This is a genomic window from Streptomyces sp. NPDC028419 (assembly GCF_055565515.1).
In genome coordinates this window covers 246,952-260,718 of the sequence record NZ_JBVHUE010000006.1, presented here as the reverse complement: position 1 = coordinate 260,718, position 13,767 = coordinate 246,952, and the positions used below count along the sequence as shown (strand labels likewise).

The 13,767-nt window shown below is 72.7% G+C and carries 14 protein-coding genes; 7 read left to right on the top strand and 7 right to left on the bottom strand.

Annotated features, from left to right (window positions below):
- Window positions 1-64: 64 nt before the first annotated feature.
- The 4 genes from ACZ4UB_RS10390 to ACZ4UB_RS10375 all read right to left on the bottom strand — a co-directional run bounded on the left by ACZ4UB_RS10390 (window position 65) and on the right by ACZ4UB_RS10375 (window position 6,001).
- Window positions 65-1,252 (bottom strand): lipid-transfer protein, encoded by a 1,188-nt coding sequence (locus ACZ4UB_RS10390; RefSeq protein WP_468069600.1) that lies wholly within the window; start codon window positions 1,250-1,252, stop codon window positions 65-67.
- A gap of 11 nt (window positions 1,253-1,263) precedes the next feature.
- A complete protein-coding gene (locus ACZ4UB_RS10385) occupies window positions 1,264-3,396 on the bottom strand; it encodes an acyl-CoA dehydrogenase (protein ID WP_468069598.1) in 2,133 nt (710 codons plus the stop codon).
- 91 nt (window positions 3,397-3,487) lie between these two features.
- Window positions 3,488-5,359 (bottom strand): serine/threonine-protein kinase, encoded by a 1,872-nt coding sequence (locus ACZ4UB_RS10380; RefSeq protein WP_468069597.1) that lies wholly within the window; start codon window positions 5,357-5,359, stop codon window positions 3,488-3,490.
- Between the two features lie 150 nt (window positions 5,360-5,509).
- Window positions 5,510-6,001: a hypothetical protein gene (locus ACZ4UB_RS10375; RefSeq protein WP_468069594.1), complete on the bottom strand. Its 492-nt coding sequence runs from the start codon at window positions 5,999-6,001 to the stop codon at window positions 5,510-5,512.
- Between the two features lie 531 nt (window positions 6,002-6,532).
- Here ACZ4UB_RS10375 and ACZ4UB_RS10370 point away from each other — a divergent pair.
- A complete protein-coding gene (locus ACZ4UB_RS10370) occupies window positions 6,533-7,009 on the top strand; it encodes a hypothetical protein (protein WP_468069593.1) in 477 nt (158 codons plus the stop codon).
- Window positions 7,010-7,156: 147 nt separating this feature from the next.
- Window positions 7,157-7,285 (top strand): hypothetical protein, encoded by a 129-nt coding sequence (locus ACZ4UB_RS10365; RefSeq protein ID WP_468069592.1) that lies wholly within the window; start codon window positions 7,157-7,159, stop codon window positions 7,283-7,285.
- Window positions 7,286-7,366: 81 nt separating this feature from the next.
- Here the strand turns inward: ACZ4UB_RS10365 and ACZ4UB_RS10360 are convergent, their stop codons facing one another.
- The 3 genes from ACZ4UB_RS10360 to ACZ4UB_RS10350 form a co-directional block, all read right to left on the bottom strand.
- Window positions 7,367-7,729, bottom strand: a complete 363-nt coding sequence (locus tag ACZ4UB_RS10360; protein ID WP_468069591.1) for a hypothetical protein — start codon at window positions 7,727-7,729, stop codon at window positions 7,367-7,369.
- 267 nt (window positions 7,730-7,996) lie between these two features.
- Window positions 7,997-8,257 carry a DUF397 domain-containing protein gene (locus ACZ4UB_RS10355; protein WP_468069590.1) on the bottom strand — a complete coding sequence of 87 codons (261 nt, stop codon included), beginning with the start codon at window positions 8,255-8,257 and terminating at the stop codon, window positions 7,997-7,999.
- A complete protein-coding gene (locus ACZ4UB_RS10350) occupies window positions 8,217-9,065 on the bottom strand; it encodes a helix-turn-helix domain-containing protein (RefSeq protein WP_468069589.1) in 849 nt (282 codons plus the stop codon). Before ACZ4UB_RS10350 ends, ACZ4UB_RS10355 begins: the two co-directional genes overlap by 41 nt.
- Before the next feature lie 134 nt (window positions 9,066-9,199).
- Between ACZ4UB_RS10350 and ACZ4UB_RS10345 the strand changes: the two genes are divergently transcribed.
- From ACZ4UB_RS10345 to ACZ4UB_RS10325, 5 genes are all read left to right on the top strand, one after another.
- Complete coding sequence (locus tag ACZ4UB_RS10345; protein ID WP_468069669.1) at window positions 9,200-9,595, top strand: ATP-binding protein; 396 nt, start codon at window positions 9,200-9,202, stop codon at window positions 9,593-9,595.
- 74 nt (window positions 9,596-9,669) lie between these two features.
- Complete coding sequence (locus ACZ4UB_RS10340; RefSeq protein ID WP_468069588.1) at window positions 9,670-10,311, top strand: class I SAM-dependent methyltransferase; 642 nt, start codon at window positions 9,670-9,672, stop codon at window positions 10,309-10,311.
- A 104-nt stretch (window positions 10,312-10,415) separates the two neighbouring features.
- On the top strand, window positions 10,416-11,429 hold the full coding sequence (locus ACZ4UB_RS10335; protein ID WP_468069586.1) for an N-acetylmuramoyl-L-alanine amidase: 1,014 nt from the start codon (window positions 10,416-10,418) through the stop codon (window positions 11,427-11,429).
- A gap of 148 nt (window positions 11,430-11,577) precedes the next feature.
- Entirely contained in the window at window positions 11,578-12,417 is an 840-nt protein-coding gene (locus ACZ4UB_RS10330; RefSeq protein ID WP_354384278.1) for a hypothetical protein, read from the top strand.
- Window positions 12,418-12,530: 113 nt separating this feature from the next.
- Entirely contained in the window at window positions 12,531-13,541 is a 1,011-nt protein-coding gene (locus ACZ4UB_RS10325) for an LLM class F420-dependent oxidoreductase (RefSeq protein WP_468069585.1), read from the top strand.
- Window positions 13,542-13,767 lie beyond the last annotated feature (226 nt).

Here is a 13,767-nt window from a genome sequence, read left to right as displayed (position 1 = left end):
GCCCGGGGCGCCCCCTCCCGGTGTTGGCCGGGGGAATGCGGGGCGCCCCCGGCGGCCCCGGCGCCTACTTGCGCAGCAGCGTCACCACCGCCGCGCCGCCCAGGCCGATGTTGTGCGCCAGCCCCACGCTCGCCCCCGGCACCTGCCGGGCCCCCGCCGTGCCGCGCAGCTGCCACACCAGCTCCGCGGCCTGCGCCAGACCGGTGGCCCCCAGCGGGTGGCCCTTGGAGATGAGACCGCCGGAAGGGTTGACCACCCAGCGCCCCCCGTAGGTCGTCGCCCCGCTCTCCACGAGCTTGCCCGACGCCCCGTCCTCGCACATGCCCAGCGCCTCGTAGGTCAGCAGCTCGTTGACCGAGAAGCAGTCGTGCAGCTCGATGACGTCCACGTCCTCGATCCCGAGCCCGGAGCGCTCGTAGACCTGCCGCGCCGCGGCCGCCGTCATCGGCTTGCCCACCACGTCGATGCACGAGCCCGAGGCGAACGACTCCCCCGTGTCCGTGGTCATCGACTGCGCCACGATCTCGACGGCCCGCTCCCCCAGCCCGTGCGCCTCCACGAACCGCTCCGAGACCACCAGCGCCGCCGCCGCGCCGTCCGAGGTCGGTGAGCACTGGAGCTTGGTCAGCGGCCGGTGGATGGTCTTGGCGGCGAGGATCTCCTCGACCGTGTAGACGTCCTGGAACTGCGCGTTCGGGTTGTTCGCCGAGTGCCGGTGGTTCTTCGCGCCGACCGCCGCCAGCTGCGCCTCGGTGGTCCCGTACCGCTCCATGTGCTCGCGCGCCGCGTTCCCGAAGATCTGCGCGGTCGGCGGGGTCATCTCGAAGCCGTGCCCCGCGGCCATGATCCCGTAGTGCCGGGCCACCGGGGACGTCTTGAAGTCGCCCCCGTCCGCGCCGCCGCCCAGCGCGCCCCGCTTCATCTTCTCGAAGCCGAGCGCGAGCACGCAGTCGTTGAGGCCGCCCTCGACGAACTGCCGGGCCATCATCAGCGCCGTCGAGCCCGTCGCGCAGTTGTTGTTGACGTTGTAGACGGGGACCCCGCTCAGGCCCAGCTCGTACGCCGCCCGCTGGCCGGCGGTGGAGGCCTGGAAGCAGTAGCCCACCGGCACCTGCTCGACCAGGCCGTAGTCCACGCCCGCGTCCGCGAGCGCCGCGGTCCCGGCCTCCTTGGCCATGTCCCAGTACTGCCAGTCCCGCGACTCCGGCTTCTCGAACTTCGTCATGCCGACGCCCACGATGTACGACTTCATTCCGCTGTCTCCTAGTCCCGGGGAAGACCGAGGATGCGCTCGGCCACGACATTGAGCTGGACCTGTGTGGTGCCGCCGGCGATGGTCAGGCAGCGCGACATGAGCATCCCGTGCACCGCCCGCTCCCCCGCCCCCTCGCGCACCGCTCCCGCCGGGCCCAGCAGTTCGAGCGCCAGCTCGGCGGTCCGCTGCTGGTGCGGGGTCTGGACGAGTTTGCGCACGGACGCGCCCGCCCCCGGTTCCAGCCCGGACACCTGCTGGAGGGTGGTGCGCAGCCCGATGCAGGCCAGGGCGTGCGCTTCGGCGGCGAGCGCGCCGATCCGGGCCCGGCCCGCGCCGTCGAGGTCGGCCGAGCGGGCGATCAGCGCTTCGAGGCCGGTGTCGAAGGTCATCTGGTCGGCCATGTGGACGCGCTCGTTGCCGAGGGTGTTGCGGGCGACCTTCCAGCCGCCGTCGGCCGCGCCGACCAGCGCGTCGGCGGGCAGCTCGACGTCGTCGAAGTACACCTCGTTGAAGAGGGCCTCGCCGGTGATCTCCTTGAGGGGGCGTACGTCGATCCCGCGCGCCCCCTTCATGTCGACGACGAAGTACCCGAGCCCCTTGTGCTTGGGCGCGTCCGGGTCGGTCCGGGCGAGCAGGATCCCGAAGTCGGCGCTGTGCGCGGAACTCGTCCACACCTTCTGCCCGTTGACCAGCCAGGTGCCCCGCTCCGTGCGCTCGGCCTTCGTGCGCAGCGAGGCGAGGTCGGAGCCCGCGCCCGGCTCGGAGAAGAGCTGGCACCAGGTGACGTCTCCGCGCAGGGTGGGCAGCAGGTACCGCTCCCGCTGTTCGGGCGTCCCGTAGGCGAGCAGCGAGGGCACCACCCAGGTGGCGATGCCGAGGTCGGCGAGCCTGACCCCGGCCTCCTTCAGCTCCTGCTGGACGACGAGCTGCTCGACCGGGCCGGCCCCGAGCCCGTAGGGCGGGGGCAGGTAGGGGGCGGCGTAACCGGTGGGGGCCAGCACCCGGCGGGCGGCGGCCGGGTCGAGGCCGCGCGCGTCCGCGATGGCGGTACGGGCCCGCTCGCGGTGGGTCTCGGCCTCCGCCGGGAGTTCCAGGCGCAGTTCGCGCCGCGCGCCGCCCGCCGCGAGCCGCACGGCCCGCACCCGGTGGCCGTCGCCCGAGCCGAGCAGCTGGCGCGCGACCAGGGCGCGGCGCAGGTAGATGTGGGCGTCGTGCTCCCAGGTGAAGCCGATCCCGCCGAGCACCTGGATGCAGTCCTTGGCGCAGGAGTAGGCGGCGTCCAGGGCCGTCCCGGCGGCCAGCGCCGCGGCCAGCGAGCGTACGTCGGGCTCCTCGTCCAGCGCCTGCGCCGCGTCCCAGGCCAGCGCGCGGGCCTGTTCGAGGCGCACCAGCATGTCGGCGCACAGGTGCTTGATCCCCTGGAACTGCCCGATGGGCCGACCGAACTGCTCGCGCACCTTGGCGTATGCGGCGGCGGTGTGCAGCGCCCAGGCGGCGGTGCCGCAGGCATCGGCGGCGAAGAGCGCGCAGGCCGCGTCCCGCACGAGGGTCGCCTCCAGCGGCAGCAGCCGCCCGGGCGGTACGGCGACCCCGCGCGCCCGCACCTCGGCGGTGGGCCGGGTCGGGTCGGCGCTCTCGTGGGTGCGGATGTCCAGCGCGGCGGCGTCCACGGCGAACCACAGGGTGCCGTGCGCGGCCTCGGCGGCCAGCACCACCAGGTCGGCCTCGCCCGCGCCGAGCACCGGGGGCGCGGTCCCGTCGAGCAGGTGCCCGCCGCCCTCGACGGCCACGGCGGTCAGCGTCCCGGGCCCCAGCGCCACGGCCCCGACCCGCCCGTCCAGCGGCTCGGCCCCGGCCCGCTGGAGGAGTACGGAGGCCAGCGCGCTCGGCAGGAACGGCCCGGGCAGCGCCCCGCGCGCGGCCTCCTCGACCACGACGGCGAGGTCGAGCAGGGTGCCGCCCTCCAGGTGCGGCGCGAGCAGCCCGGATTCGACGAGCGCGTCCCAGTAGGCGGGCCGTTCCCCGGCCCGCGGGGCGGTGTCGAGGAGCTTGCGCACTTCCTCGGGCGGCACGGCGCGCGCCACCCAGCCGCGCATCGCGTCGGCCAACTCCCGCTGTTCCTGTGTGATTCCGATGCCCATGCGCGGCAGAGTAGAACACGTTCCATTCTGACGGAAGGTCAGAAATGAAACGCGTTCTCACTCGGGGGCGCCCGATCGCGTAGCCGCCGGATCAGCGTTGGTAGGGGTACCCCTCCCCGTGCGCCGGTCCCACGTTGTGCTGGATGCCGGACGGGTCGCTCCTGGTGAAGAAGGACGCGTCGAGGGTGCCGCAGAACTGGTTGTTGGATCGGCCCTGGTCCTCCGTCGCGGCGCTGAGGTTGATCCGGGCTCCGCCGTTGGACGCCGACGTCACCCGCGCCGTGTACTCGCAGTGGCCCATCTGGGTCTCGGCGATCAGGCGCACGGACCCGGACTTGGCGATGACCACGGTGCCCGGCTGGCCGATGTTGAACTGGCCCGCGTAGTTCCAGGAGCCGACGAAGTACGAGGGGACCACACCGCCGTCGGAGGAGCCGCCGCCGCTCGGCGAACCGGAGCCGCCGGGGGTCGAGGCGCCTCCCGCCGCGGCGCCGCCGGCCGCCGCACCGGAGCCCTTGGTCGGGTCGGTGCCCGTACCGGCCGCGGCCCCGCCCGGGCTCCCCGCACCGCCACCGGGCGCCCCGCCGCCGCCCGCGGCCGGCCCGCCCTGCGCGGCCCCGCCGACCTGACCCGGCGGCTGCCCCGGGACCGAGGGGCCCGGGGACGCGGAGGCTCCCGGGGTCGGCGTACCGGCCGCCGCCCCCGAAGGCGAGCCGCTCCCGGCGCCCGGCGTCACGGGGGCGCTCGCGACCGGCGGCGCCGCCTTGTCCGCGCCCCCGGCATCGCTGCCGAAGGGCTGGATCAGCGCCACCGTGCCGCCGCCGACCGTGAAGACCAGGACGGCCGGCACGGCGACCGTCCAGCGCCGGCGCGCCTTGCGCTCGCCCCCGGGGGCCGTGCCGGCGCCCACCGGGACGAGCACCGGGCCCGCCGGCGGCGCGTCGGCCGCCTCCTTCTTCCGCAGGTCGACCGTCGCCCGGTCGGTGGGCGCGGCCTCATCCCGCGCGGGCGGCGCCGCCTCCGCGTCGAGCAGCTGCGCCGCCTGCTGGGCGAGGCGCGCCACCACCTTCGGCGGCAGCCAGGCCCCGCCGGACGTCACCGGACGGACCCGCTCCGGGTCCGCCAGCAGCTCCGCCACGCCGGGCCGCTCCTCCACGTCCTTGACCAGGCAGCGGGCGATGAAGGCGCGCAGCGCCTCGTCCTCGACCACCTCCAGGGCGGGCTCGCCCTCCACGATCTGGAACATCACCGCGTGCTGGTTGCTGGCCCCGTCCCCGAACGGCAGCTTGCCCGTGGCCGCGTACACCAGCACGCAGCCCAGGGTGAAGACGTCGCTCTTCGCCCCGGCCCGCTGCCCGCGGACCTGCTCGGGCGACATGAATCCGGGCGAGCCGATGGCCATGCCGGTGCTGGTGAGCAGCGACTCGACCGAGGTCTCCAGGGCGCGCGAGATCCCGAAGTCGATGACCCGGGTGCCCTCGACGGTCAGCATCACGTTCGAGGGCTTGAGGTCGCGGTGCACGATCCCGGCCGAATGGATGTCCTTCAGCGCCCGCAGCAGCCCCTCGGCCAGCGCGTGCACGGAATCCACCGGCAGCGGGCCGTACCGGCGCACGATCTGCTCCAGCGAGAGCCCGGGCACGTACCCCGTGGCCACCCACGGCCGGTCCGCGTCCGGGTCCGAGTCGATGACGGGCGCGGTGTAGCGCTCGCCGACCTTGCCGGCCGCCTCGATCTCGCGGCGGAAGCGGGCCCGGAACTGCGCGTTCGAGACGTGCTCCTCGTGCACCACCTTCACCGCGACCGTACGTCCGCCCTCGGACCGGGCCAGGTACACCCGCCCCATCCCGCCGGCCCCGAGCCGCCCGAGCAACAGGTACGGCCCGATCCTGCTCGGGTCCGTGGCCGCGAGCGGCTTTATGCCCCCGTCGACGTTGTCGTCGCTGTTCAGCGCGATGCCCATACTGCCCGTCCCCCGATGGTCTGCTGCGGTCGTCCGGACCGACCTGAGCCGGCCGGTCGAACACGCAACAGAATAGGGCGGGTTGGTTGCAGCATGAAGGCAAGGCCCGCTCCGGCCGCCATGGAGGCGACCGGAGCGGCACCCCGAGGATCAGAGGGCGGGGCGGGTGACGGTGAATTCCCCGACCGTGTTGTTCTTCGGGTTCGGGTCGGTCATCTTGCCGACCATCTTGGTGACGCGCGTGGGAGAGAGCAGGCCGGTGCAGCCCACGCCCGTGGTGTGGCCCATGCCGGTCGGCGAGTCGAAGGTGATGTTCCCCCGGCCCAGGGTGTCGACGTCGAGCTTGAAGCTGGAGGTCTTGGACACCTCTTCACCGTTCAGCAGCTTGGCGTTGACCTGAAGGATGTTGCTGTTCAGCGCCTGCGAGGTGATGGTGATCTGGTAGACGTACGAAGGCTGCTTGTCGACGGCGACGGTCAGGGTCCCGGTGAACGGGACCGGCACCCCCGCGGTGCCGGTGTAGTCGGAGACGACACCGCCGCAGCTGTCCGGCGTGACACGGGCCTCGGCCGGGGCGGCGGCGCAGAGGCTCGCGAGGGTCAGGGTCGCGGCGGCGGAGGCGAAAAGGGCGCGCTTGGACATGGAACTCTCCTGCGGGTTAGGGGGATTGACCGATCACTTCGCGGCCAACGACGGATGGACGCGAAAGGCTGCCGTCGATCGGGGCTCATGCTGACAGCCCGTCAGACTCCAACTCGTCCGCGACTCGAGAGGTTCACCCGAACGCCCATATGGGACTGTTCGATTGATGCGGCTCGCCTCCGAACCCTGCGGCGGCCATGGACGAGCGACCGCACACGGAGAAACGTCACTCCCGATGCGATCGGGTGAATCCCCCGCGTCACAGCCGCTCCAAGGCCGCGTGGCTTGCCACCATGGGTCCCGGTCAGCCGCTCGCAACCCCCTTCACCGGGGCGCGGGTCCGGCCATCGTGATCACCCAGACCCCGTGGTCACTCCCGCTCTCGCCGCCACCCAGACCCCGTGGCCGCGCAGAGCGCGTGCAGAGCACTTCACCGATCACCCAGACCCCGTGATCTCCCCCGCACCAGTGCGTAGCCCGTCAACCGCGGATCTTCCGCGCCGGGCCACCACCATCCCCCAGGGAGTTTCCGTGTCCTTCCGCCCCACGCTCCGCACCGCCGTGATCGGCGCATGCGCCGCGGCGCTGCTCGCCGGTTCCGGCCTGCTCGCGCTCCCCGTCCAGGCTCAGGGCCAGCAGACGCCGGCCGCCGCCTCTGCACGGACGGGGCGACCGGAACAGCAGGTCGCCGCCTTCTTCCAGGACTACCAGGATGCCGTGACCGGCAGTCAGAAAGATGGCAAGTCCCCTGCCGAGATCCGCGAGGAGTACCTCACCCCCGAACTCGACCAGGCACTCATCGTCTGGGAGGGCGAGCACGGCGTGAACCCGGTTTTCCGCAAAGATGCGATGCCCACGTCCTGGTCGACGGCGGCAGGCGCGAGCACTGCGACCCACACCAAGATCATCGTGACCGAGAACTTCGAGGACGGCACCCACCAGGACGTCTGGTACCAAGTCCAGCCCTCTGGACTGCGCATCGACGGCCTGACCGACCCCACGCCCTAACTGTCCGGCCCCACGTACCCGATGCGCCCGCACGCGCCCACCGTTCCCCCAGGGAGTTCCCCATGCCGTACCGCCGCCGCCTGCGCGAACGGCAACCACGAGGACCCGCCCTTCCGCAGGAACGACGTCCCCAAGAGCTGATCCCTGGTGGATAACGGCGAAGCAGACGGCCGCGCCAGGATCACCCTGACCGAAACGTGGGACAACGACACGACGACCGACGTCAAGTACGAGGTGATCGTGGCCACCCAGAAGATCGACGGGCTGACCGGCTAGGTCACGCGTGCGGCCCCGTTGTACCGATCGCCTCGGGGCGACCGGAACAACGGGGCCGCACTCGTTAACGACAAGTCGAACTCAGCCGGAGCTGAGAAGGAACCTCACCGAGCGGAAGTGGTAGTCGTTCCCCCGCGTGTCGCCCGGGTGGAGCAGGACTTCCTGGCCTTCCTCACCGGGGTCATAGCATTGGGCGTCGAGGAACATCGCCGCATCCGCGTTGCTGCGGTTCTCGGGCGCGTAGGCGTCTACGTACGCTCCGTTCACCTTGGGGACCGCGTAGCACTGGTTGAGGTTCGGGAACTGCATTGAATCGTTGGTGGGATCGGCCACGTCGCCGTACTTGAAGTCGAGAGACCCGGTGGCCGCCGATGCGGAGCTGGGCAGGGCGACGATGAGTACGGCCGCTCCGAGGGCGGCGGCCAGGGCATTGCGAAGGCGCACGGTTCGATTCCTTTGGGTTCGGGAGCCCCAGAACGTGCCTTGCTTTGACGCAACCGGCACGTGGGACCCGCGTAAGGGTTCCCGGTCACGCCGCGGAAGCAGCGCCCATAGGGGGCGAATCACCCTATGGGCGGACGAAGAACCGTTCCCTCTTAGCCCGTTCGGCCAGCGACCCCTAAGTCGGAGGCGAATGCCCTTCAGCCAAAGGTTCATTGGCCGGGTCGCCGCTCCGGACCACCACGGGCCGGAGCGGCGACAGGTCTGCCGTCAGAGCCCGCGCACGAACTCCGCGAAGGCGGCCGGGCTCACGGTGAAGGCGGGCAGCTGGGGGTTCTTGGAGTCCCGCACGGCGATCCGGTGGGGCTGCGCGGCGACCTCGACGCAGTTGCCGCCGTTGTCACCGCTGTACGAGGACTTGCGCCAGGTGGCGCCGCCGAGGGGGGCACACTCGACGCACTGACCGCCGGTGTCGCCACTGTAGGACGACTTACGCCAGAGTGCGCCCGACAGGTCCTGGATGGTGTCCATAGCGTTCCTCCATTACACGGGCGATCCGCGCCGCCGAGTCTTGTACGGAGAGAGCGGCGGCCTGCAAGTGATCGTAACGGAGCGAACCCTCCCTGAAAGCTTGCGGATTGGCCGTCATGTGGCCCTGGATGAAGTCCTCCGTGTAGACGAGATCCGGGTCGTCGTCGAACCGCAGCAGGTTGAACGAGCCCATCAATCCGGGGTGCGCGCCCGCCTCGAAGGGCAGGATCTGCACCTTCACCCACTCCCGCTCCTCCACCGCCAACAGGTGGGCGAGTTGGCTCCGCATGACCTCCCGGCCGCCGACCTCCTGGTGGAGCGCCGCCTCGCCCAGCACCACCCACATCAGTGGCGGGTTCTCGCGCTGGAGGATCCGCTGGCGATCCATCCGCGCTTCCACCTTCGCGTCGAGTCCGTCGACGGAGCGACCGCCCATCAGGGCCCGCGCATAGTCGGGCGTCTGCAGCAATCCATCCACCAGCTGCGCCTGGAACGACGAGATGTACGCCGCCTTCGCCTCCATCTCCGCGTACGCCTGGAACCACGTCGGCAGTTGGCTCCGCAGCACCAGTCCCACCAGGCGCGAGAACATGCCGTCCGTGCCCAGCGCCGCGTCAACGCGCTCGGAGAAGTCCCGGGTCGGGACCTTCCGCGCCGTCTCGATCTGCCCGATGAGGGAGCCCGTACAGAAGATGACGCTGCCGAGCGCGTGCTGTTTGAGTCCGGCTTCCTGGCGCAGGCGGCGCAGTTCGAAGCCGTAGTAGTCCAGCGGCGAGGCGCTGGGATCGAGGTCGCGGATGTTGACCATGAGCGGTCACCCCCAAGTACACGCCGTGAGGCGTTCGTTTCGGTCCGTAGCCGAGCGTAGTGAGACCGCTCCACCCTGGTGACGTGAATCACGTAACTGACTACTCCGCGACGGAAGTTGACGGCACCTACCGGATGGGCTTCACCGTGGGTGCGCACTCCGCCCGGCACATGCGGCGGATCCTGCGGATGCTGCTCGGCCGCTGGGGGCTGGCTCCCCTCGCCGACGGGGCCGAGCTGGCGCTGACCGAGCTGGTCGCGAACGTGGTGCGGCACGTGCCGGGGCGGGGCTGCGCGGTGGTGATCCTGCTGCGGCCGCGCGGGCTGCGGGTGGAGGTGACGGACGGGTCCCCCTCGCCTCCCCGGCTCTCGCGCGACCCGGCCCCCATGGGCGAGGGCGGGCGCGGGCTGCTGCTCGTCGAGGCCGTCACGGACCGGTGGGGCACGGAGGGGACCGCGACCGGCAAGACGGTGTGGTTCGAGTGCGACCGGCCGGCCCGCCGGAGGACCGCGCCCAGGACCCGCCCGTAGCGCCCTACCGGGCAGTAGGGCAGCATGGGCCGCCACCCGCACCGCGCGCACCCCCCACCACCTGGAGGAACACCATGGCCAGCCCCAAGCCGGAGACCCTCGCCGCCTTCGAGGCGGCCAAGGGGTTCATGCCCGTACGGGAGGGCCTCGCGCTGTACGAGGCGGCCGCCGAGGCCGCCTCGCTCGGGCTGCCGCTGCTGGAGGTGGGCACGTACTGCGGGCGCTCCACGATCCTGCTCGCCGACGCGGCCCGCGAGGCCGGCGTGAGCGCGATCACCGTGGACCACCACCGCGGCAGCGAGGAGCAGCAGCCGGGCTGGGAGTACCACGACCCGACGGTCGTGGACCCGGAGGTCGGGCTCATGGACACCCTCCCCACCTTCCGCCGGACCCTGCACGCGGCGGGCCTGGAGGAGCACGTGATCGCGATCGTCGGGCGCTCGCCGAAGGTGGCCGCGGCCTGGGGCGGCCCGCTGGGCTTCGTCTTCATCGACGGCGGGCACACCGACGAGCACGCCACCGGGGACTACGAGGGCTGGGCCCCGCACGTGGCGCCCGGCGGGACCCTGGTCATCCACGACGTCTTCCCCGACCCGGCGGACGGCGGGCAGGCGCCGTACCGGATCTACCTGCGGGCGCTGGAGTCCGGCGCCTTCGAGGAGGTCTCCGTGACGGATTCGCTGCGCGTCCTGCGCCGCACCGGAACCGGTATCTGACCAGGGGCGGGCCGCTCGCGGGGGACTCCATCCGGGCGTGCGCACGGCCCTCGGACGGGTCAGGGTCCGGACGGGGGGCGGGGGCGGGGTCTAGCATCGCCGACGTGCCGTACGACGACAGTGCCCCGCAGCCCGAGTCCGCCTCTTCGGTCAATCCGGACCGGCCCTGGTTCACACGCCGCTCCACGCTGGCCGTGGCCGTGGCCGCCCTCGCGCCGCTCTGCCTCGCCGGGTGGGTGCTGGTGGAGGTGACCTCCGGGGCCGGCGCCGACGACGGCCGGCCGCCGGCCGCCGCGAAGCCGCCGGCCGCCCCGGGCTCCTCGCAACCGCGCCCGCAGGGCAGCGCCTCGGCGTCCGCGTCGGCCTCGGCGTCCGCCTCCGCTCCGGCGAGCCCGTCCACCTCCGCCTCCCCCGGCGCGTCCGCGGCGGGGGTCCCCGGCAAGGGGGCGCTGGCCGGACGCGTCGTGGTCATCGACCCGGGGCACAACGCGGGCAACTTCAAGCACACGAGCGAGATCGACAAGCAGGTCGACATCGGCACGAACATGAAGGAGTGCGACACCACCGGCACCACCACCAACGCCGGTTACATGGAGGCCGAGTTCACCCTCGACGTCTCCCGGCGGATGGCCTCGATCCTGCAAGCCCAGGGGATCAAGGTGGTGTTCACGCACCGCGCCGACCGCCCCTTCGGCCCCTGCATCGACGAGCGGGCCCGGATCGGCAACGAGGCCAACGCCGACGCGGTGGTCTCGGTCCACGCCGACGGCGTCGCCGCGGGCAACCGCGGCTTCCACGTGATCCTGCCGGCGAAGGTCAAGGGCGGGTCGGCGGACACCGCGAAGATCGTCGGCCCGTCGCGCGAGCTGGGCGAGCGGATCGCGGGGAACTTCACGCGGACGACGGGTTCGGCGCCCTCCAACTACGTGGGCGGCGGTACCGGCCTGGTGGTCCGCGACGACCTCGGCGGGCTCAACCTCTCCACGCGTCCGAAGGTGTTCATCGAGTGCGGGAACATGCGCGACCCCAAGGACGCGGCGCTTCTGACCAGTCCCGAGTGGCGCGAGAAGGCGGCCCAGGGCATCGCGAACGGCATCGTCGGCTTCCTCGGCGGGTAGGAGAGGGGGCCGGCTACGGCCCCTGACCCCTCGGGCGCGCGAAACGTCCGTACGATGGTGCCCGCCCGCCGCCCCGCTCCGCAGTGGACCGCGGCCCGTCGGCACCACGAGACGACGAGACGACGAGACGACCGAGAAGGACATCCAAGTGAACATCCGCTCCCTCACTAGAGGCGACGGCGTGGTGATCGGAGCAGCGGTGCTGCTGTTCATCGCCTCGTTCCTCAACTTCTACTCCGTGGACTGCGCCGGGCTCGCGGCCTGCGAGGCCCGGATCCCGAACGCGTGGGACACGGACCGGCTGAACATCGTCCTCCCCTCGGTCTTCCTGACCGGCATCGCCGCCGCGGCCCTGATCATCTCCACCCGGCTGCTGCCGGCGGGGCGCAAGGTCGCGGGGCAGGGCCTGGAGGTCTGGGGCGCCGGTCTCGCCGTCGCCGCCGCCTGGTCCTCGCTGTGGTCGCTGATCGTCAGCCCGCCCGGGGCCGGGCTGGGGGCGGGCTGCGTCATCGCCTTCGTGGCGAACGTCGCGCTCGCGGTCGTCACCCTCGCCGGGTCGAAGATCCCCGCGCTGGCGGGCTCCCTGGTGCCCGCGCCGAAGCCGCAGGTCGCCCAGCCGTACGGCGGGCAGCCGCAGCCGGGTGCCGGGTACGGCTACCCGGGCGGTCAGCAGCCCGCGCCGTACGGGACGACCCCGCAGCCGGCGCCGCCGTACTCCGGCCACGGCGCCCCGGCGCCCACCCCGAGCCCGGCGGCCCCGCAGGACGCGCAGCCGGCGGCGGGCGGCGCCTTCGCCCCCTTCTGGTTCGCGGTGCCGGTGGCGCGCCCCCTCTTCGCCGAGGACGGCTCGCCGACGCCGATCGCCGAACTGGTGCCGGGTACCTGGTACCTCGCGGTGGACCAGCGCGGTCCGGCCGCGCTGGTGGCCCAGACGCCGGACAACCGGCGCGGCGTGCTGAACGACACCTCGGGCATCCAGCGCGGCTGAGCGCGCGCCCGCCCGTACCGCTGGACCGACGGCCCTCCGCCCTTCCGGGCGGGGGGCCGTTGGCCTACAGTCTCCTGACGCCCCGTCAGATATGGCTCGCGGAGGGACCGTACATGCGCCTCGGACTCGCACTCGGCTACTGGGGCCGCGGCCCCGACCCGGCCCACCTCGACCTCGCCACCGAGGCCGAGCGGCTCGGCTACGACTCCGTCTGGACCGCCGAGGCCTGGGGGTCGGACGCCTTCACCCCGCTCACCTGGATCGCCGCGCACACCACCCGGATCCGGCTCGGCACCGCCATCGCGCAGATGGCGGCCCGCACCCCGACCGCCACCGCCATGCACGCCCTCACCCTGGACCACCTCTCGGGCGGGCGGATGATGCTCGGCCTCGGGCTGTCCGGGCCGCAGGTGGTCGAAGGCTGGTACGGCCGCCCCTTCCCCGCGAGCCCGCTGACCGCCACCCGCGAGTACGTCGACGTCATCCGCCAGGTGCTGCGCCGCGAGGCGCCGGTGGCCCTCGACGGCCGCTTCCACACCCACCCGTACCGCGGGGCCGACGGCACCGGCCTCGGCAAGCCGCTGCGGCCGATCACCCACCCGCTGCGCGCGGACCTGCCGCTGCTGCTGGGGGCCGAGGGGCCCAAGAACATCGCCCAGACCACCCGGATCGCGGACGGCTGGCTCCCGCTGTACTGGTCCCCGACCCGCACCGACGTCTACCGGGCCTCCCTCGCCGAGCTGCCCGAGGGCTTCATGATCGCGCCGATGGCCCGGGCCCACGTCTGCGACGACGTCGCCGAGGGGCTGCTCCCGGTCAAGGCCATGCTCGGCTTCTACATCGGCGGCATGGGCCACGCGGCCCGCAACTTCCACGCCGATCTGATGGCGCGCATGGGGTACGAGGAGGAGGCCCACCGGATCCAGGAACTCTTCCTCGCGGGCCGCAAACAGGAGGCGGTGCTCGCCGTCCCGGACGCCTTCGCCGACGAGATCTCCCTGATCGGCCCGCGCGAACGCATAGCGGAACGCCTGACCCTATGGCGCAAGGGCCCAGTGACCGACCTCCTCCTCACGGCCCCGGACCCCCACACCCTCCGGGTCCTGGCAGAGCTGAACGCCTAACCCCCTCCGGGGGCGCCTCAAACGCCGGCGAGGCTGAAAAGCCCCAGCCCCGGCACCTCCGGGCAAGACCGGCCCACCCAGCCCCACCAACGCTTGAGGCGCCCCCCGACCAGGCCGCCCTATCCAACCCAGGCCGCCACCTCCAGCCCCGCCATCCCCAGCCCCGCCGGCGTTTGAGGCGCCCCCCGACCAGGCCGCCCTATCCAACCCAGGCCGCCACCTCCAG